At 59.4% G+C, this 19,756-nt stretch carries 19 protein-coding genes and 2 tRNA genes; 14 read left to right on the top strand and 7 right to left on the bottom strand.

Features of this window, described 5'->3' with window-relative positions; all coding sequences use genetic code 11:
* Positions 1-184 precede the first annotated feature (184 nt).
* The 3 genes from VL130_RS16890 to VL130_RS16880 all read right to left on the bottom strand — a co-directional run bounded on the left by VL130_RS16890 (position 185) and on the right by VL130_RS16880 (position 2,837).
* Positions 185-1,219: a response regulator gene (locus tag VL130_RS16890; protein WP_325364677.1), complete on the bottom strand. Its 1,035-nt coding sequence runs from the start codon at positions 1,217-1,219 to the stop codon at positions 185-187.
* Positions 1,123-1,620, bottom strand: coding sequence for a histidine kinase dimerization/phospho-acceptor domain-containing protein (locus VL130_RS16885; RefSeq protein WP_325364675.1), 498 nt, complete (start codon positions 1,618-1,620; stop codon positions 1,123-1,125). Before VL130_RS16885 ends, VL130_RS16890 begins: the two co-directional genes overlap by 97 nt.
* Before the next feature lie 1,140 nt (positions 1,621-2,760).
* Positions 2,761-2,837 (bottom strand) — tRNA-Arg (locus VL130_RS16880).
* Positions 2,838-3,023: 186 nt separating this feature from the next.
* Here VL130_RS16880 and VL130_RS16875 point away from each other — a divergent pair.
* Complete coding sequence (locus VL130_RS16875; protein WP_325364673.1) at positions 3,024-4,766, top strand: gamma-glutamyltransferase family protein; 1,743 nt, start codon at positions 3,024-3,026, stop codon at positions 4,764-4,766.
* On the top strand, positions 4,763-5,437 hold the full coding sequence (locus VL130_RS16870; RefSeq protein ID WP_325364671.1) for an NAD-dependent deacylase: 675 nt from the start codon (positions 4,763-4,765) through the stop codon (positions 5,435-5,437). Before VL130_RS16875 ends, VL130_RS16870 begins: the two co-directional genes overlap by 4 nt.
* Here VL130_RS16870 and VL130_RS16865 read toward each other — a convergent pair.
* Both VL130_RS16865 and VL130_RS16860 read right to left on the bottom strand, forming a co-directional pair.
* Positions 5,430-5,960 (bottom strand): hypothetical protein, encoded by a 531-nt coding sequence (locus VL130_RS16865; RefSeq protein WP_325364669.1) that lies wholly within the window; start codon positions 5,958-5,960, stop codon positions 5,430-5,432. The two genes, VL130_RS16870 and VL130_RS16865, sit on opposite strands and share 8 nt — an antisense overlap.
* A 24-nt stretch (positions 5,961-5,984) precedes the next feature.
* Positions 5,985-7,478, bottom strand: coding sequence for a HAMP domain-containing sensor histidine kinase (locus tag VL130_RS16860; protein WP_325364667.1), 1,494 nt, complete (start codon positions 7,476-7,478; stop codon positions 5,985-5,987).
* A 250-nt stretch (positions 7,479-7,728) separates the two neighbouring features.
* Between VL130_RS16860 and rpmH the strand changes: the two genes are divergently transcribed.
* The 7 genes from rpmH to VL130_RS16825 all read left to right on the top strand — a co-directional run bounded on the left by rpmH (position 7,729) and on the right by VL130_RS16825 (position 13,303).
* Positions 7,729-7,869 carry a 50S ribosomal protein L34 gene (rpmH, locus tag VL130_RS16855; protein ID WP_018080783.1) on the top strand — a complete coding sequence of 47 codons (141 nt, stop codon included), beginning with the start codon at positions 7,729-7,731 and terminating at the stop codon, positions 7,867-7,869.
* 129 nt (positions 7,870-7,998) lie between these two features.
* A complete protein-coding gene (gene rnpA, locus VL130_RS16850) occupies positions 7,999-8,373 on the top strand; it encodes a ribonuclease P protein component (protein WP_325364663.1) in 375 nt (124 codons plus the stop codon).
* Positions 8,370-10,232 carry a membrane protein insertase YidC gene (gene yidC, locus VL130_RS16845; RefSeq protein ID WP_325364661.1) on the top strand — a complete coding sequence of 621 codons (1,863 nt, stop codon included), beginning with the start codon at positions 8,370-8,372 and terminating at the stop codon, positions 10,230-10,232. Before rnpA ends, yidC begins: the two co-directional genes overlap by 4 nt.
* Positions 10,229-10,882 (top strand): ribosome biogenesis GTP-binding protein YihA/YsxC, encoded by a 654-nt coding sequence (gene yihA / locus VL130_RS16840; protein ID WP_325364659.1) that lies wholly within the window; start codon positions 10,229-10,231, stop codon positions 10,880-10,882. The genes yidC and yihA overlap by 4 nt, the downstream gene beginning before the upstream one ends.
* Positions 10,883-10,943: 61 nt before the next feature.
* Complete coding sequence (locus VL130_RS16835; RefSeq protein ID WP_325364657.1) at positions 10,944-11,546, top strand: hypothetical protein; 603 nt, start codon at positions 10,944-10,946, stop codon at positions 11,544-11,546.
* A 48-nt stretch (positions 11,547-11,594) separates the two neighbouring features.
* Complete coding sequence (gene argB, locus VL130_RS16830; RefSeq protein ID WP_325364655.1) at positions 11,595-12,536, top strand: acetylglutamate kinase; 942 nt, start codon at positions 11,595-11,597, stop codon at positions 12,534-12,536.
* Between the two features lie 122 nt (positions 12,537-12,658).
* Positions 12,659-13,303 (top strand): pyrimidine 5'-nucleotidase, encoded by a 645-nt coding sequence (locus VL130_RS16825; protein ID WP_325364653.1) that lies wholly within the window; start codon positions 12,659-12,661, stop codon positions 13,301-13,303.
* Here VL130_RS16825 and VL130_RS16820 read toward each other — a convergent pair.
* A complete protein-coding gene (locus VL130_RS16820; RefSeq protein WP_325364651.1) occupies positions 13,300-13,791 on the bottom strand; it encodes a hypothetical protein in 492 nt (163 codons plus the stop codon). The genes VL130_RS16825 and VL130_RS16820 overlap by 4 nt on opposite strands.
* 208 nt (positions 13,792-13,999) lie before the next feature.
* Between VL130_RS16820 and dapD the strand changes: the two genes are divergently transcribed.
* Both dapD and VL130_RS16810 read left to right on the top strand, forming a co-directional pair.
* Positions 14,000-14,863 (top strand): 2,3,4,5-tetrahydropyridine-2,6-dicarboxylate N-succinyltransferase, encoded by an 864-nt coding sequence (gene dapD / locus VL130_RS16815; protein ID WP_325364649.1) that lies wholly within the window; start codon positions 14,000-14,002, stop codon positions 14,861-14,863.
* A gap of 74 nt (positions 14,864-14,937) precedes the next feature.
* Positions 14,938-15,012 (top strand) — tRNA-Glu (locus VL130_RS16810).
* A gap of 50 nt (positions 15,013-15,062) precedes the next feature.
* On the opposite strand, the gene clpB is transcribed toward VL130_RS16810, so the two are convergent.
* Positions 15,063-17,645: an ATP-dependent chaperone ClpB gene (gene clpB / locus VL130_RS16805; RefSeq protein WP_325364647.1), complete on the bottom strand. Its 2,583-nt coding sequence runs from the start codon at positions 17,643-17,645 to the stop codon at positions 15,063-15,065.
* Between the two features lie 162 nt (positions 17,646-17,807).
* Between clpB and VL130_RS16800 the strand changes: the two genes are divergently transcribed.
* Genes VL130_RS16800 through VL130_RS16790 form a run of 3 tightly spaced genes read left to right on the top strand, consistent with a single transcriptional unit; the run spans position 17,808 to position 19,754 of the window.
* Positions 17,808-18,080 (top strand): hypothetical protein, encoded by a 273-nt coding sequence (locus VL130_RS16800; RefSeq protein WP_325364645.1) that lies wholly within the window; start codon positions 17,808-17,810, stop codon positions 18,078-18,080.
* Positions 18,077-18,925, top strand: coding sequence for an SDR family oxidoreductase (locus VL130_RS16795; protein ID WP_325364643.1), 849 nt, complete (start codon positions 18,077-18,079; stop codon positions 18,923-18,925). The genes VL130_RS16800 and VL130_RS16795 overlap by 4 nt, the downstream gene beginning before the upstream one ends.
* Before the next feature lie 28 nt (positions 18,926-18,953).
* Positions 18,954-19,754, top strand: a complete 801-nt coding sequence (locus VL130_RS16790) for an SDR family oxidoreductase (RefSeq protein WP_325364641.1) — start codon at positions 18,954-18,956, stop codon at positions 19,752-19,754.
* The last annotated feature ends 2 nt before the right edge of the window (positions 19,755-19,756 follow it).

Raw genomic sequence — 19,756 nt, 5'->3', positions numbered from 1 at the left:
AACCCGATTTCGTCTTCGCGCCCAAACGAGACATTCAGCTGTGGGAGATAAAAAAACCAGAAGCGGACATACAGCCGCTAGGCAGTCGCTTTGATCGGCTGCGCAGGATCGGTCTGATGCTCGGATGCCTGCCGGCCGACATCATGACTTATGGCAAGGACGAAACCGCCCCTGCACTTAACGGCTAGACCGTCAAGTTGTTAACTGGCAGGGCGCTCATGGCCGGAAAGGCAATCTTGTCAATTGCAAACAGATAACCGGACAATTCACCCACCCAGCGTTGTGAGCCTATAAGGTCATAGTTGCCGGCCGTCCGCACGAGGGCGGTGCTGAAGTCGGTCAGGCTCTGGAATCCGTACGCGCCGCCCGAGCCGCTCAGATTGTGGGCAAGGAACTTGATCGAGTCGAAGTCCTCGCGCTCCAAGGCGTCGGTCATGGCGGCTATATTGCTGCGACAATCGATAAGGTATTTAGGCGCTAGGAGGGTCAACTTGGCATTAATGGCGGGCGAAAGCCGGTCTCGGCGGACCCGCTCGTCTGACGACATGTGCAGTTCCGGTAGATTCTGCTTGATGGCGTTCAGCAACACATCTTGCTTGATCGGCTTGGTCAGGAAGGATGTGCAACCGGCGGCCAGGCACATTTCGCGGTCTCCTTTCAGCGCCGACGCCGTTAGCGCCAAGATCGGAATGGGCGGGCGCTCATTGTCCTTTTCCCACTGCCTTATCCATCGCGTCGCCGTCAGCCCGTCCATCACTGGCATCTGCCGATCCATTAGGACGAGATCGTAGTCACCAGTTTCGAACATGTCGCAGGCGATGGCACCAGTGCTGGCAATATCGACAACATAGGGCGTGTGTTCGAGATAGGCGATGGTGATGACGCAGTTGTCGGGACTGTCTTCGGCCAGCAGGATACGCAGCGGCGGCAGTTGCGCATCGGCGGCGCTGTCGATCTGCGGCGTGACGGGTCGGTTGTTGATCGGCCAAATTTCCAGCGGTGCCGTAAAGGCAAAGACACTGCCCCGGCCCAGCTCGCTTTCGACCCAGATACGGCCGCCCATCAGCTCGACCAGACGCTTGCAAATGGTCAGGCCAAGGCCGGAACCGCCGAAGCGCCGCGTCATCGATGAGTCCGCCTGGGTGAAGCGTTCGAACACTTTGCCGAGCTTGTGTTTGACGATGCCGATGCCAGTGTCAGTGATGGCAAAGCGCAGCACGGTCTGCGATGACGATGTCTCGTCGAGATCGACATAGAGAGAGAGACGCTGCCCGACGCGGTGAACTTGATAGCGTTGCCGATGAGATTTAGCAACACTTGGCGCAAGCGCGTCGGATCGCCGATCAAGTCTCCTGGCACATTGGGTGCAATGTCAAAAATGAGCGCCAAGCCTTTTTCCTGCGCCCGCGCCGACACCATCTCCATAACCTTTTCAAGATGGCCCACCAAGGTGAAGCCTGTGCGTTCGAGTTCCAGTTGCTCCGCCTCGACCTTTGACAAGTCGAGAATATCGTTGATCAGGTTGAGCAGATTGTCGCCGGCTCGCTGGAAAATCTGGACGTACTTTTCCTGCTCCTCGTTGAGCGGTGTCTTTGCCAGTAGGTCAGCGATAGAGGCCATTCGCATGCGCCGAATTGCTGGCGGATGGGAGCCCGAAGAGTTCGCTGGGGGTGGCGCCGCCGCCGCCGAGACTGGCGTACCCAGCATCATGATGGCCATGCTAATTCGCGCAGGCCTACCATCTCGGAAGGCGGCACTCGCAGCGATCCAGTCGGCAAAACCATCGTTTACCGACTCCGCTGGCCTACGGGAATGGTTACTCGGCGAAGACGTCGAAGCTCGAACGGCGAAAGTAGATTGGCCGACAGCCGATACATCCGCTTTGTGGCGACGGTTTCGCGGTGAGGTCACCGGTGCAAGTGCTCCAGCCTGGAAGATTCTAAACTACAGGCGTCTACTAAAGCTCGAGGATGGGCAAGCGCGACCTGCCAGCGGTGTTTACCGCGTGGAACTTGACTCTGCGACTGAACTGGCGTGGATCGTGTCACCCGATTTTCAACGGATCGCACCTCTGCGGCGATCCATCCTCGACAAAACCTCTGCCTTGTATCGCGCCACCTTTATCGACGATGATGAACGAGCGTATGTCGAGAGGTTAGGGCCAGGAAAACCCGATTGGGATGTTGAGCTCTGAGAGTTCCGTCTTCACTATGAGCGAAATTTCATCAAACCGTGAAAATGGATTTTTCGGGTTGGAGTAGTACTTCGAGCACAGAATAAATTGCAAAATGGCTTTCAGTTGAGCTATCGGCGGTCCATGCGCGCCCGTTGCTGCTAAAACGAGAATGCCGCTATGGATGTCCGCTTTTTGCCGCGTCAGAACGAAAGCCGATGTCGCCTAAGGGCCAAATGCGGAAATTAGGGTCTGCAAGGGCGCCCCGTAGGCGGCACCTATAGGCGCATGTGCAACGCCACGAAGGGGCAACTGGATCGCTTTTTCTGATTTCGAACGGACTCGGCAGTCAACCCGAAAATTATCCACAGATTTCACCACACCCCGCTACCCCCGTACAAACCCTCGTACAGTAAATTTTCCGAACGAAATGGGAAAATTTCCGAACAAAATATGCACGCGCTTAGGGCGTTCACCGCCAACGAGCCAGGACCGAAACGCCCGCTTTTAACTTATTTTACAAGAGTTTGTAGACGTTCATGCAATAAAAAAGCCTCCCCGAAGGGAGGCTATTTAGTCTTTTGAAGTGGCGCACTCGGAGCGATTCGAACGCCCGACCCTCAGATTCGTAGTCTGATGCTCTATCCAGCTGAGCTACGAGTGCGCATCTATTCAAAGCCTTCAGAGCGAACCCTCCGGCAAGGCGCGGACATTTAGTTGAGCTTCACGGCAAAGGCAAGGCCGGATCGGCACTTTTTCCACCGAATTGATGATTTTTTGTTGATCGCCCTGCCAGTGACGCTTCATACCCCTATATAGTGCCGGTAAATACTGCCCGTTGGAGTGCCCCATGCGACCCGTCCCCCTGAAATCGTTCCTAATCGCAGGCCTGGGGTTGATCCTGACGGGCTGCGCTACCCTCCCCGCGAACGATACATCGCATATCGAACCGATCATCGTCGCCGCAGAACCGGAAGCAGCCCAGGCCGGCATGGATATACTCAAGCGCGGCGGAACGGCCGCCGACGCCGCCGTGGCGGTCCAGACCGTTCTGGGACTGGTCGAGCCGCAAAGCTCCGGCCTCGGCGGCGGCGCCTTCATGCTTTACTACGACGCCAAAACCGGCCAGATCAGCGACTATAACGGCCGTGAAACGGCGCCCGCCGCCGCCACACCTGATCTCTTTATGGGCGCAGACGGTAAACCACTCGCCTTCAAGGATGCTGTTGTTTCCGGCCGCGCCACGGGGGTGCCGGGCGCCATGTTCCTGCTCGACCAGGCGCAGAAGGACCACGGCAACCAGGACTGGGCCAGCCTGTTCGTGCCCGCCACCACACTAGCCGATAACGGCTTCACCATCACAAACCGCCTCGGCAATTATCTGCAAAATGCCGATTTTGCCGAAAAGCACACACCCGATTTCATCGCCTATCTGGGTGACGGTCAGGGCGGCTATCGCAAAACCGGCGACATCGTCAAAAACCCGGCCTATGCCGAGACCCTGCGCGCCTTCGCCCACCAGCGCAGCGAGGTTTTCCGCAAGGGGCCGATCGCCGAAGCCATCATCGCCAGGACGCACGAAGCCCCCCTGCCTGGCGGCATGGCCCTGGGCGATCTGTCGGCCTACAGGGTCAAGGTCACCACCACCGCGCCCTATGCCACGGTGGGCGGTTATGCCGGCAAACCGGTCTGCATCACCTATCACATCTATATCGTCTGCTCGAATAATGTGCCTTCCGGCGGCATCGCCCTGTTGCAGGGCCTGAAAATCGCCGAGGCCCAGCCCCTGGCCGAATGGGGCGTGCATGATCCGCGCGCCTGGCAGGTCGTTATCGAGGCCGAGCGTCTGATGTATGCCGACCGCGACCAATATGAGGCCGATACCGCGCTGTTTAACTCGCAGCAGGACGCCTATCTGAACCCCGATTACCTCAAGGGCCGTTCGGCGCTGATCCATATCGGCACCGTCAATGTGGCCCCAAAAGCCGGTGACCTGGCCATGAAAGTGGCGATGGACAAGACGCTGGAACCCGGCGGCACCACGCATTTCGTGATCCGCGATAGTTACGGCAATGTGCTGAGCATGACGACGACGGTCGAGAGCTTTTTCGGCACCGGCCGGATGGTCGGCGGCTTCTTCCTCAATAACCAGCTCACCGACTTCTCGTTCAGCCCGCAAACGATCGATGGCCTACCGGTGGCCAATAGCGTGGCCCCCGGCAAGCACCCGCGCTCGTCGATGTCACCGGTGATCGTGTTTGATTCCACCGGCAAAAAGGTTATCGCCGCGGTCGGTTCGCCTGGCGGTTCGGCGATCCTGGCCTATAATTTGAAAACCCTGATCGGGATTCTGGACTGGAAGCTGTCGATGCAGGACGCCATCAATCTGCCCATCGTGGTGGCGCGCGGCGACATGATCCGCATCGAGCAGACCCGCATGGAACCAACGGTTTGGGACGGCCTGACAGCGATGGGCTATAAACTGTCGCCACTGGCTGGCGAGGAATCGGGCCTGAACGGCATCCTGCTCCAGCCGGACGGATCATTCGATGGCGGTAGTGATCCGCGCCGCGAAGGCGTGGTCGTAAAATGAAGATTGTCGTCCTGACCGGTGCGGGCATTTCGGCGGAATCGGGCGTACCGACCTTCCGCGCGTCGGATGGCCTGTGGTGCGGCCACCGCGTCGAGGCCGTGGCGACGCCGGAGGGCTTCGCAGCCAATCCGGCCCTGGTGCAGGAGTTTTACAATCAGCGCCGCCGGCAACTGGCCGAAGTTCAGCCCAACGCCGCTCACCATGCGCTGGCCCGGCTGGCGGCGAACCCGGCGCATGAGGTGCTGGTGGTGACGCAGAATGTCGATGACCTGCACGACCGCGCCCATGTAGCCGCCGACGCCGCACCGCCGCTCCATATGCACGGCGAACTGCTGAAAGCGCGCCATGTGGTCACCGGCGCTGTGCAGGACTGGCATACGGATATCCCGGTCGAATCGGACCTGCGTCCGCATATTGTCTGGTTTGGCGAGATGCCCTTAGAAATGGACAGGGTCGAGCGGGCGTTGGAAGCCTGCGACCTGTTCCTCTCCATCGGCACATCGGGCAATGTCTATCCGGCGGCGGGCTTTGTCTCTGCCGCCAAACACGCCGGCGCCCATACAGTGGAACTCAATCTGGAGCCGTCACTCGGTCACAGCCTGTTCGATGAGAAGATTTTAGGCCCCGCCACGCAGGTGGTGCCCGACTATATCGAGCGTCTGCTCAGTTAACCGTCAGCGACTGGCAGCCGAGGCTTTCAAAGCGCATCAGCAGATCGGCCAGAGCAGTGATCGGCGCGGTGCCGAAATCGACCGTCACCTGCGTCGAATCCACCTTCAGCGAATGGATGCAGGCCGAGAATCGCGTGTCCGGATCAAACGTGGTCTCTTCCGGATCGAACCAGGTCTCGAACCATTCGGCGAAATCGCCGGCCAGCAAGGTACGGTCATTGGAAGCTATGGTGATGTCGTTCCACACCAGCCGGTTGATCGTTATCTCCATATTGCCGAGCGACACTTCGACCGGATCGAAGGTGACCTCCTCCTCGGCCGCCAGTTCGACAATATGACCGTCATCGTCATTCGAAGCGAAATCGGCGCAGAAATAGTTACGGTAGTATTCGCTGTCGCCCGAAATCTGTAGCTTGACCTCGGCCGCCCCCTTGTCGAACAGGGCCGCCTGTTTATCGACAAAATCGGCGAACTGGCCGACATAGCTGTCACGCGCCAGTTCCAGCAATTCCTCAAATTCCACGATCTACTCCGTTAAGGCTGCTTTTTAGGGCTTTAGGGGCAGACGCACTTCAAACGTCGTGCCGTCCGCGTCGCTGCTGACCAGACGGACATCGCCGCCGTGCAGTTGCGCCAGTTCACGGCCAATGGCAAGGCCAAGCCCGGAACCGCCCGGCGTGGTGCTGGAGGTAAACGGCTGGAACAGTTTCTCGCGCAGTTTTTCGGGGATGCCGGGGCCGTTGTCCGAGACGATCAGCAGGACTTCCTCGCTGGTCTTGATCGCCGTCAGGGTGACGCGACCGCGCACCTTGCGGTTGGGCTGCAATTCGATCGCCTGGCGAGCATTGCGCATCAGATTGACCAGCATCCGGTGCAGTTGCTCAGGGTCAACCTCCAGATTGAAGCCCTTGGCGACCTTGGAGATAAACCGCACGCCTTCCGGCGCCAGTCCGGCATCCTCGGCAGCCGCTTCAGCCAGTTCTTTCAGCCGGACAATCTGTATCTGCGGCGTCTGCTCGTCGGACTTGCCATAGGTCAGGACATTCTGCGCCAGCGATACGGCGCGATCGAGCGCCCGTTCGAGACGCGGCAGCGCCTTGGCGACGGTCGGATCAGCCGAATTGGCCAGCCGGTCCGAGGCCATCTGCGCCGCCGTCAGCATGTTGCGCAGGTCGTGATTGATCTTGGAAACGGCCTGCCCCAGCGCCGCCAGCCGGGCGCGCGAGCGCAGGGCCAGACGCACCTCATCCTGCATCGAGGCCATTTCACGCTCGATCTGGCCGATTTCATCCGGACGATCCGAAGGCTTATGCCTGGCGGTGGCGTCTTCGGGATTGGATTTGAAACGGACAATGCCCTTGGTCAGCTGGCGGATCGGCCGCACGATAAACACCGACAGACCGATAAAGACCAGGAAGCCGGCGAGGAACGAAATGCTGAGCGATACCCGCAACATGCTGCCGAGGCTGGACTTGAGATAGGTCTTAAGCGGTTCCGCCCGGACGACGATTTCGATCTCCTGGCCGCCACGCACCTTGGGCTGGGCCACCACATGGATCAGCCGGTCGGGCTGGCCCATGAAAGTATTCCACGGCGCCCACAGATAAAGGATGTCGTGGATCAGGTTCTTGTGCGACTGGCGCAGGTCCAGCACCTCATCGGGCACGCCGACCTTGGAATCGTAGAGCCGGAAGCTTTCGCCGTTGATCTCAACCGCCAGATAGAGCACGCCGGCGCTGCGGCGAAGCTGGTTGGAAACCTCCTTGGAAACGGCATTATTTTGCGCCACGTCGATCGACTGCGACACCAGTTCGGCCTGACGTACCTTGTCGAGCAGCCAGCGCTCATGATCCGACGCCAGTGACGGGATGACGATCACCGCTTCGACAATGGCGATAAAGACGACGGTGAATATAAGGAGCTGCCCGGACAGGCTGAGCACGAAATCGCGGGCGAGATTGAAGCCGATCAGGCCATATTTCACGGAAAAACTGGCGATGACACGCGCCGCATGGCTCAGGCGTTCGGCGTAGAATCCCACGCGCCTTTCCGGCCGGCGAGGCTTCTCCGGTCGCAGGTAGTTTCCGCCTGATTTGCCCTGATCGAACACGTAAACCTTTGATCCTGATATGGCTTCGTTGTATATATAGCAGAATTCCGGCGCGATAGCCGCATTTTAGCCAAATCGCCCCAAATATTATTGACAAGGCTCCGTGGCTGGACTATCCACGCGCCTCTTTACGCAATTCCGGCTCTTTTACAGTGCCCGCCTAAACCAATCGGAGTCCCCCATGGGAACGAAACGTACCTATCAGCCGAGCCGCCTCGTGCGCAAGCGCCGCCACGGCTACCGCACCCGCATGGCCACCAAGAACGGCCAGAAGATCGTCGCCCGCCGCCGCGCCAAGGGCCGCAAGCGCCTGACGGCTTAATCGCGTCCTCGCACTGCTGAATTTTAAGAAGAGTCCTTAAGCCGCTTAAGGACTCTTCTTGTATTTCCGGCATGGCTCATCATCTATTGCGCTCAGGCAGCGCAGCGGTAGCGCAACAAACAAGCATCCATGATCCCTCGCCTCAAAGTCCGCGCAGAATTCTTAGCCGCCGCCAAGGCCGCCTGGCAGGCGCGTCCCGGCGTGGTCGTGCAGGCGAGGCCGCGTGATGACGACGCGATCAAGGTCGGCTTCACCGCCACCAAAAAGATTGGCAACGCCGTGGTGCGCAACCGCGCCAAGCGCCGCCTGCGCGAAGCCGCCGAGGCGATGATCCCGCAATTTGGCAAGCCCGGACATGACTATGTGCTGATCGCCCGCGCCGATACGGTTTCGCGCGATTGGCAGGCTTTACTTGACGATGTTAAAGCGGCCCTGATAAGGCTTGCCCGCCCCAAGGCCGAGAAAACTGTAGAATCTTCCCAGGAAACAAAGACCGTTCGATGAATAAAGATACCGACAACCGGAATATGATCTATTTCCTGATCGTCAGCATGGCTTTGCTGGCCTTCTATCAGTTCTTCGTCTTCGGACCGCAACAGAAGAAACGCGAAGCCGCACAGGCCGTGGCCGCCGCTTCCGCCTCTTCCAGCGCCGCCGCCAGTCTGCCAATGGGCGGGGTCTCGACCGCGCTCACCCGCGAACAGGCCCTGGCCGCCTCGCCGCGCGTGATCATCAATACGCCGTCGCTCAAGGGCAGCATCTCTCTCAAGGGCGCGCTGATCGATGATCTTTATCTGATCAAGTACGATCAGACCGTCGATAAGAAAAATGATCCGGTCGAGTTGCTGACGCCCGCCGGCGCTAAGAACGCCTACTATGTGCAATCGGCCTACTTCGCCCAGAACGTCCCCGGAATGCCGGATAACAACACCGTCTGGACCCAGACGGGCGGCAGCGTGCTCAGCCCCGGCCAGCCGGTCGTGCTCAGCTATGTCAACGGCACCGGCCTGACCTTCACGCGCACCCTGAGCATCGACGCCAACTACATGATCACCGCAGACGACGCGGTGACCAATACCGGTAGCACGCCCGTCAGCTTCCAGCCCTTCTCGGTCGTCATGCGCAGCGGCATGCCCGAACATGCCGGCAAGGAGGCCGTGGTCCATGAAGGCGCCATCGCCACCTATTCCAAGATCATGGACAAGCCGAAACCTGGCGATTACCGCACGGCCTCCCTGAAATATAAGGACATGGCCAAGCCCAAGGGCGGCAAGGCGCTTGAAAGCCAGGATTCGATCGGCGGCTGGTATGGTATAACCGATAAATACTGGATGGCGGCCGTCATCCCCAGCCAGGCCCAGGCTGTTTCCTACACCGCAAAGGCGATCGTCACCGATGGTGTGCCCGTCTTCCGCAGCGGCTATGTCGACGCCCCGGTGACCCTGGCGGCCGGCACAACCTGGAAATCGCAATCGCACGTCTTCGCCGGCGCCAAGCAGAACACCCAGCTCCAGATCTACGAAGACAGTCTGCACATCCCGCGCTTCCACTGGGCGGTTGACTGGGGCATGCTCAGCGTCATCACCTATCCGATGTACTGGCTGCTCGACAAACTTTACAGCCTGATTGGCAATTTCGGCCTCGCCATCCTGTCGCTGACCGTTATCGTCAAGCTGGTCTTCTATCCGCTGGCTCATAAGTCCTATGAGTCGATGACCAAGATGAAGCAGGTGCAGGAACGCCTGAAGCCGAAGCTGGACGCCATCAAGAAACGCTATGAGGGCGACGCTCAGAAGACGCAGGAAGCGACCATGGCCCTCTACCAGGAGGAAAAGGTCAATCCGATGGCAGGCCTCGGTGGCTGCCTGCCCATGTTGCTGCAACTGCCGGTCTTCTGGGGCCTGTATAAGGTGCTGATGCTGGCCATCGAAATGCGTCACGCGCCCTTCTTTGGCTGGATCAACGATCTTTCGGCCCGCGACAGCACCACAATCTTCAATCTGTTCGGCGCCCTGCCTTACGACCCCGCCACTGTGCCGATGATTGGCACCATGCTCAATGGCCCACTGCATATCGGCGTCATCGCTATCCTCTATGGCTGCTCGATGTGGCTGAGCCAGCAGATGACCCCGATGACCGGCGTCGATCCGATGCAGAAGAAAATGATGAGCTTTATGCCGATCATGCTGACCTTCTTCATGACCCAAGTCGCCGTTGGCCTGATCATCTACTGGATCTGGAGCAATATCCTGACCATTCTCCAGCAATATTCCATCATGCACCGCCTCAAGGTCTCGAACCCGATCGATACCGGATTCCAGAAGCTGAATGCGCTGATGAACAAAGGCAAAAAAGCCGCGTGACCGAATCTGAAGCCGAACAATACGCCGCTGAGATCGAGGCCGCGCGGGTGCTTTTCGCCCGCCCGGTTTCTTTCGTCATGGGCGCTGTAAGCGTCGATCAGTTGCCCTCCGCCGAACTGCCGGAAGTGGCCTTCGCCGGCCGCTCCAATGTCGGCAAGTCATCACTGATCAACGCGCTGGTTGGGCAGAATCATTTGGCGCGCGCCTCCAATGAACCCGGTCGGACACGCGAACTGAATTTCTTCCTGCTCAACGACGCCCTGCACATGGTGGATCTGCCGGGGTATGGCTGGGCGCGCGCTTCCAAGGTGGCGGTCAAGAAGTTCCAGAACCTCGGCCGTGATTATCTGCGCGGCCGGCCGAACCTCAAGCGCGCCTATTTGCTGATCGACGCCCGCCACGGCCTGAAAGAGGTCGATAACGAGCCGATGGATGCGCTCGACAAGGCCGCCGTCAGCTATCAGATCGTGCTCACCAAGGCCGACAAGATCAAACCTGCTGAACGGGCCAGGGTGATCGAAGCGACGCAAGCCGGCATCAGGAAACGCCCGGCCGCCCACCCGATCGTGCTGGCCACCTCGTCGGAAACCGGCCTCGGCATTCCGGAATTGCGCCTCGAAATCATGCAGACCTGCGGCGTGACCTTGTAAGGCCGTCATAATTGCGGACGCTGCCAGACGTGATAATCTCACGTCTGAAAGAGGTGCCGTCATGGGTCTGGAAGCCGAAAGCGAAGTGCGGGTCGGGCACGAAAGCCACCACGCTCATGCCCTGCTGGAAAGCCGAGACCTGATTCTGCGTGGCGCGTTTCGCAAAACCTTACCCATCGCCGAACTGAAAGACCTGCGTGTGGTCAATCATGAACTGCTGTTCGAACACAGCGGCCTGCCCTATGCTCTGGCGCTGCCGGAAGGCCAGGCGGTGAAATGGCTGGAAAAGCTGACCACCGCCCCGCCCTTGCTGGCACAGAAACTCGGTGTCGATGCCGCTCACAAGGCGCTGGTCTGGGGCCATACCGAGGACGCCGCCCTCAACAAAGCCCTGCTGAACGCCGTCACCACCGATCCGATGCAGGCGGCCTTGTCGATCGCGGTGGCGCGAAAACCGACCGAACTCACTGCCGCCCTGTCCGAACTGATCCAGCACCTGCCTCACGCTCCGATCTGGATCGTCTATCCCAAGGGCGCGCAATCCACCCTGCCGGAATCGGCTGTGCGCAGCCACATGCGGGCGCTGAACTGGATCGACAGCAAGACCTGCGCCGTCTCCGACACGCTCACCGCCACGCGGTTTTCTCAGCGGAAATCGGCGTAACCTGAAAAAATTCATGACAGCGACATACATATCCGCTAATGCGCGCGCATGATTATTCAGACCGAGATCGACTCCTCCGAGGAACGTGGCTGGGCCACCGCGAAGCAACTCGCCGAGGCCCTGCCCTATATTCAGATCTATGACCGTGAGATCGTGACGATCAAATACGGCGGCCACGCTATGGGCGAAGCCGAAACGGCGAAGATTTTCGCCTCGGATATCGTGCTGCTCAAGCTGCTCGGCATCCACCCGGTCGTGGTGCATGGTGGCGGACCGCAGATTTCGGCCATGCTCGGCCGCGCCGGTGTCAAGTCGACCTTTATCGACGGTCTGCGCGTAACCGATGACGCCACGATGGAGATCGCCGAAATGGTGCTCTCCGGCGCGGTCAATAAGGAAATCGCCAACTGGATCACCCAGGCGGGACGCGAAGCCGATGTGCGCGGCGTCGGCCTTTCGGGCAAGGACGCCGGCCTGATCACGGTCGAGAAGGCCACCCGGATCAAACGCGATCCGGATTCGATGATTGAACAGGTCGTCGATCTCGGTTTCGTTGGCGAGCCGAAAAACGTCGATGACAAGCTGTTGCGCACCCTGATCGACGATCCGAACCACGATTACGTACCGGTGATCGCCCCGATCGGCGTGTCGGATGACGGCCATACCTTCAATATCAACGCCGATACCGTAGCCGGCGCCGTCGCCGGCAAGCTCAACGCCAAACGCATGTTGCTGCTGACCGATATCGCCGGTGTCATGGACGAAAACAAGAACCTGATCCGTCAGATGACAATTTCCGAAGCGCGTAGCCTGATCGCCTCCGGCGTCGCCAATGGCGGCATGATCCCCAAGCTGGAAACGGCGATCATGGCGGTCGAGTCCGGTGTCGAGGCCGTGGTTATTCTCGATGGCCGCCGCCCGCACGCCATGCTGGTCGAACTATTCACCGAACATGGCGCCGGTACGCTTATTCAGGCCGATCCAGCCTGATTATCTCCTTTTCTTATACCTCCCCAACGTGTTGGGGAGGGGAACCGCTCGACACCGGGAAACGGTTAGATGCGGTGGTGGGGTTTCTTGCTTTTCCGGCCATCCCCACCTAGACAAAGTTCATGCAACCAGAACTCGCCCATATTGATACCTGGATCTTCGATCTCGACCAGACGCTCTATCCGCATGAAGCGAACATCATGTCGCAGGTCGAGGCGAAGATGGCCGCTTTCATGATCCGCGAGACCGGCCTGCCGCCAGCGGAGGCCGCACGCTTACGCGATCAATATCTCCATGAACACGGCACCACCCTCGCCGGACTGGTCGCCTATCACAATATCGATCCCTACATCTTCCTCAACGAGGTGCATGATGTCTCTCTCGACACCCTGGCGCCAGATCCAGACCTGAACGGCATGATCCACGCCCTGCCCGGTCGCAAACTGGTCTTCACCAATGGCGACGAGCGCCACGCCATCCGACTGCTCGATCACATGGGCATGGCGGAACTGTTTCACGGTGTCTTCCATCTCGAACACGCCGAATGGATTCCCAAGCCTGCCCTGAAAACCTTCGAGAAAATGATGGCCGTCCATGCGGTAAAACCCGAAATGTCAGCCTTCTTCGAGGACAGTCCGAAAAATCTGAAACCGGCCCATGAACTCGGCATGAAGACGATCCTCGTCGGCCCCAAAGCGCTCGACAACAGCGACAGCCACGTCGATTTCCGCAGCCCGTCGCTGAAGGCTTTTTTGACGCAGCCTTAACCGCAGTCTGTCCGGCTGTGGCCACCGCTCTTATCTTCCCAAACACCTTCAAGGCTCATCGCATCATCGACAAGGTTTATGTAGTAGGTAATGCGATCCAGATCGCGCCAGCCAAAACCCTCCGGCAGATTATCGCGGGATATGAGCGTAAAATTATCGATCACAACCCCGACCTTGCCATCTTCATCAAATTCATAGCCTGAGAAGGTGTAACGGCGATTAAACTGGCCCTCACCGTATGGCAGGCTGGTCGACATGAAACCGGTAAACCGCCCGTTGCCATCCATATCAAACTTAAGCGCGCTGGTGGTGTCATGAAGCCCCCCTTCAGCGCCGTCAAAAGCGAAGCGATCGTCACACTCCCACGTCACGTTGCCTAAAAATTTGAACTTTTTCTCCGTCAGTTCATCGGCTGCGGCGATACGAATATTCATCGCAAAGGCGATAAAGATAATGACAGAGATCAGTTTTGTCAGGAATTTCAACATCAAGCGCCCCACAACCGTTATATTAACTTCACCTTATTCACATTTACGCCGCGGTAAATGGGTATATGCACGTTAACAGCAATTGTAATTTTGAAAGTCTCTTAAGCCACCCCAGAGGAGACCAGGTGCGCAATCGCGGCAATTAAGGCTTGATCCTCCCGTCATTGCCCCTTATGCCCTGAGCCGAATTTAACATAAGGGTTCCGCCATGTCCGACCTCGCCGCCTTCAAGGATGATATCGAAGCCGCCTGGGAGGTCCGCGACACCCTGTCTCCGTCTTATCATGGTCGTTTCCGCGAAGCGGTTCTGGGCGCCATCGACCTGATCGACAGCGGCCGTTTCCGCGTCGCTGAGAAAAAAGACGGTCAGTGGATTACGCATGACTGGCTGAAAAAAGCCGTGTTGCTGTCCTTCCGCCTCAATGGCAACGAACTTATGCACACCGGCCGCGGCCTGTTTGAGCAGGCACCGATCGGTCCCTTCTGGGACAAGGTGCCGAACAAGTTCGCCAAGTGGAACGCAACGGACTTCACCGAGGCCGGCTTCCGTGCCGTGCCGGGCGCCATTGTCCGCGCCGGCGCCTTTATCGGCAAAAACGTCGTGCTCATGCCGTCCTTCGTCAATATAGGTGCCTATGTCGATGAAGGCACCATGGTCGATGCCTGGGCCACGGTCGGCTCGTGCGCCCAGATCGGCAAGAACGTCCACCTGTCCGGCGGCGTCGGCATCGGTGGCGTGCTGGAGCCGTTGCAGGCCTCGCCGACCATTATCGAGGACAATTGCTTCATCGGCGCCCGCTCGGAAGTGGTCGAAGGCTGTATTATCCGCGAAGGCTCCGTGCTCGGCATGGGTGTCTTTATCGGCAAGTCGACCCGCATCGTTGACCGCGCCACCGGCGAAGTCACCTATGGCGAAGTACCGCCCTATTCGGTGGTCGTGGCCGGTTCGATGCCGTCCTCCAATGCCGCTGCCAATACCGCTGCACCAAATCTTTACTGCGCGGTTATCGTCAAGCGCGTCGATGCTCAGACGCGTTCCAAAACCGGCATCAACGAACTGCTGCGCGACTAATTCGCCTGTGTAAAACGGCTGACAAGACTTGACCGATTCACACGGATCGGTCAAAGAACCGCCTCTGCCGATGCGGTCCCTTCGTCTATCGGTTAGGACGTCAGGTTTTCAACCTGAAGAGAGGGGTTCGACTCCCCTAGGGACTGCCAGCAGACCTCCGTAAACATATGGGGTTTGGGGTCCATGACCCCAAACCCCATTAATTCACGGTGGGCTTGCCGATCCTCAGCGCCTCGCCATCGAAGCCGACATGGATGACATCGCCATCCGTTACCTCGCCGCTGAGGATCTTGCGGGCAATCTCATCGACCAGCAGCTTCTGGATCACCCGCTTCAACGGCCGCGCGCCATAGGCCGGATCATAGCCCTTGTCCGCCAGGTAGTTCAGCGCGGCATCGTCGATGCTGAGCGTCATTTCCCGGTCGGCCATCAGCTTTTCCAGGCCCTTGAGCTGGATGCGCACGATGTCGTGCATGTGCGCCTTGTCAAGGCGATGGAACAGGATCATCTCGTCGATCCGGTTGAGGAATTCCGGCCTGAAATGCTTGCGCACGGCATTGAGCACCAAGGGCCGGATGACCTCGATATCGCCGCCTTCCTCCATGCTGACCAGCACATCGGAACCGAGGTTCGAGGTCATGACGATCAGGGTATTGCGGAAATCGACCACACGTCCCTGCCCGTCGGTCAGGCGGCCATCATCGAGCACCTGTAACAGGATATTGAACACGTCCGGGTGCGCCTTTTCGACCTCATCGAACAGTACAACCTGATAGGGCCTGCGGCGGACAGCCTCGGTCAACGCGCCGCCCTCGTCATAACCGACATAGCCCGGAGGGGCGCCGATCATGCGCGAAACGGAGTGCTTTTCCATATATTCCGACATATCAAGCCGAGTAATCGCCGTCTCGTCATCGAACAGGAATTCGGCCAATGCCTTGTTCAGTTCGGTCTTGCCGACGCCCGTAGGCCCCAGAAACAGGAACGAACCGATCGGACGATTCGGGTCTTTCAGGCCCGCCCGCGCCCGGCGCACAGCATCCGCCACAGCGGACAGGGCTTCATCCTGCCCGACCACGCGTTTGCGCAGCACGTCTTCCATGCGCAGCAGCTTGTCGCGCTCGCCTTCCAGCATCTTGTCGACCGGAATACCAGTCCAGCGTGACACGACCTGGGCGATCTGCGCCGAATCGACCACTTCCGGCGTCAGCGGCGAAACCTCGTCCTGTGATGCCTGCTCGGCCCGTTCCAGTGCTTTTTCCAGCGCCGGAATGATGCCGTACATGATCTCGGAAGCCTTTTGCAGGTCGCCGGCGCGCTGGGCATTGGCCAGATCGATGCGGGCGCGCTCCAATGCTTCGCGGGAACGCGCGGCCGAGCCAACCTTGTCCTTCTCCGACTTCCAGCGTGTGGTCAGGGCCAGGGACTTTTCTTCCAGGTCTTCCAGTTCTTCGGAAAGTTTTTCGAGGCGCGTCTTCGAGCCGGCGTCGGTTTCCTTTTGCAGGGCCTCACGTTCGATCTTCAACTGCACGATCCGGCGGTCGAGTTCATCCAGTTCTTCCGGCTTGGAATCAACCGCCATGCGCACCCGCGATGCCGCCTCATCGATCAGGTCGATGGCCTTGTCGGGCAGGAAACGGTCGGCGATATAGCGGTTCGAGAGCGTCGCTGCCGAAACGATGGCCGAGTCGGAAATGCGCACGCCGTGGTGGACCTCGTACTTTTCCTTCAACCCACGAAGGATCGAGATGGTGTCCTCCACGGTCGGCTCGGTGACGAACACCGGCTGGAAACGCCGGGCGAGCGCCGCGTCCTTCTCGACATGCTTGCGGTATTCATCCAGCGTGGTGGCGCCGACGCAGTGCAGTTCGCCGCGCGCCAGGGCCGGCTTGAGCAGGTTGGACGCGTCCATCGCGCCGTCGCCCTTACCGGCGCCGACAAGCGTGTGCATCTCGTCTATGAACAGTACGATCTGGCCCTCGGCCTGCGTCACTTCATTGAGTACGGCCTTCAGGCGTTCCTCGAACTCACCGCGATATTTCGCGCCGGCGATCAGCGATCCCATGTCGAGCGAATAGAGTTTCTTGTCTTTCAGTGATTCCGGCACGTCACCATTGATGATGCGCTGCGCAAGGCCTTCGACGATGGCCGTCTTGCCGACGCCGGGTTCACCGATCAGGACCGGATTGTTCTTGGTGCGGCGCGCCAGCACCTGAATGGTGCGGCGGATTTCTTCATCGCGGCCAATAACCGGATCGATCTTGCCGTCGAGCGCGGCCTGGGTCAGGTCGCGGGCATATTTCTTGAGCGCGTCAAAGCCGGCTTCAGCCGAAGCGCTGTCGGCTGGCTTGCCCTTGCGGAAGGCGGCCTGCGCATCTTTCAGCTTTCCGAGCGAAATGCCGGCCGCTTTCAGGGCTTCGGCGCCTTCCTTGTTGTCGGCGGCGGCGACCAGCAGGCGATCGGCGGTGACAAAGCTGTCGCCGGCCTTGTTGGCGTCGTTTTCGGCGTCATTGAAAAGCTTGGCGGTTTCATTGGCCATATAGAGCTGCGCACCGCCGGTCACCGAGGGCAACTTGCTCAAGCCCAGGTCAACCGAGGCGGCGAAGGCATCGGCGCGACCGCCGGCAAGCTGGATCAACTGGCTGGACAGCGAGTCCTTGTCCTCGGTCAGCGCTTTGAGCACATGCACCGGGCTGAAATACTGGTGGTTGCGGGCTTGGGCGATACCTTGCGCGCTCTGGATAAGCTTTTGAGTTTTCTCGGAATATTTTTCGATATTCATTGTGGTTGGTTCCCCATTTCGGCGGATTGAGTGTCCGGCCGCCCCTCAAAAGGCGACAGCCTGATGGTTCCGATATGGTGTGGTATCGGCATCACACAAGAGGGTATCTTATACAATAAAAGGGGCTGGCGCCGCTCCGTTGAATTGCCTATAAAAGCCGCCATGAACGCCAAGATATTCTATCCCGCCGCCGCCCTGATCGCGTTGCTCATGATCGCGCTGAGCTTCGTCTGGCCACAGGGTCAGGGTACGCGTTCGCCGGGGCCGTTTGGTCATGCCATCGAGACACCGGATTATTACCGCATGGTGCGTGAACGCGATGCCCGCCGCCATAAGCAGGCCGTGGAACGGGCACAGCGTGAGAAACTCACCGCCGCTCATCAGGCCGCCGCGTCCGCCACCTCGGCGTCCGTTTTCGCTACCGACGCCCCTTGAACGAAAAGCTGCTGATCTTTGGCTATGGTTTTATCGGCGCCGCCTTCGCTGATGCCGCCCGCGCCGCCGGTTACGATATCGCCGCCACCGCGCGCACAGCCGAAAAACGCGACACCCTGACCGCACAGGGCCTTACAGCAATCGATCCGGCCGATCACGCCGCGTTGGCAGAAGCCTATGCTTCCGCAAACGCCGTCCTGATCACGCCCGCCCCCGATGATGCCGGCTGCCCGGCCTTTGCGGCGCTTTCACCCGCACCGGCGCAAAAGTGGATGGGTTATCTCTCCACCACCGGCGTCTATGGCGACCGCAATGGCGGCTGGGTGTTCGAGGATTCATCTCTGGAACCGACCTCCGCCGAAGGCCGCCGTCGCGTATTCGCCGAAAGCCAATGGCTAAGTGCCGGCGCGCAGGTGTTTCGCCTCCCCGGCCTCTATGGCCCCGGCCGCAATGTCATCGAGCGGCTGATCGACGGCACCGCGCGACGCATCCATAAGCCCGGCCATGTCTTCTCTCGTCTGCACCATGACGATTGCGCCACCGCCCTGATGGCCAGCCTGAAACAGCCGCGCCCCGGCGGCATCTATAATCTCTGCGATGATGAACCCGTCTCGGCCGATACGGTGCTGGAATACGCGGCTGAGCTATGCGGCCTTCCCCTGCCGCCGGTGATCGCTTGGGATGATCCAGCTTTGAGCGGCAAGATGCAGCGCTTCTACAATGATAACAAACGCGTCTCCAATGCCCGCGCCAAGGCCGAATTGGACTGGCGGCCGCGTTATCCAACCTACCGCGAAGGCCTGAGCGCCATCCTCACCTCTGTACAAGCCGGTAAAAAGGCATAGCGTCAAACAACGACTCAGGGAGCGTTTCATGCCGGCAAAAACATACCTGATCACCGGCGCCTCTTCCGGTATCGGCGCGCAGTTCGCCCGGTCCTATGCGGCGCGCGGCTGCAATCTGGTTCTGGTGGCGCGCCGTCTCGACCGGCTGGAGGCGCTGGCGGCTGAATTGCGCGAACGTCACGGCATAGAGGTTCTGCCTTTTGCCGCCGATCTCGGCAAACGCGAATCCGTGCAGGAACTGCTGATCTATCTGAAACTGTCCGGGATCAGTCCCGACGGCCTGGTCAATAATGCCGGCTATTCGCTGGCCCATACCTTCGCCGCCACGACAGCACAGCAACAGCTTGACTTTATAGAGGTCTGCGTCACTACCCCGACGCTTTTGGTGCGCGAACTGCTCGATCACATGCTGTCTCAAGGCTATGGCCGGATCATCAATGTCTCCTCCATGGTCGCCTTCTCGCCCGGCGCATCGGGCCATACCCTCTATCCGGCCGCCAAAGCCTACATGTTGAAATTCTCGCGTTCGCTCGCCGCCGAAGTGGCCGATAAGGGCATTAACGTCACCGCCCTCTGCCCCGGTTCGACCGAATCCGAATTTCAGCACTCAAATGGCATGGACGCGGTGCTGAAAACCAACCCCGCCCGTTTTGTCCAGACCGCCGAAGCCGTGGTCGAGGCCGCCATCCGCGCCAATGAAGCCGGGCGCGAGGTCATCGTCACCGGCCTGTTCAACAAGATCGCCGTCGCCGCCATGACGCTTTTACCCGATGGTCTGATCACCCCGCTGATCCGCTGGGGCGCCAAGAAATATCAATTAAAAGAGTAGCC

Origin of the sequence: Asticcacaulis sp. (genome assembly GCF_035497195.1) — a bacterium.
GTDB lineage: Bacteria > Pseudomonadota > Alphaproteobacteria > Caulobacterales > Caulobacteraceae > Asticcacaulis.
Note: the sequence above shows the minus strand (reverse complement) of the source record. Positions and strands in the feature narration are given on the sequence as shown.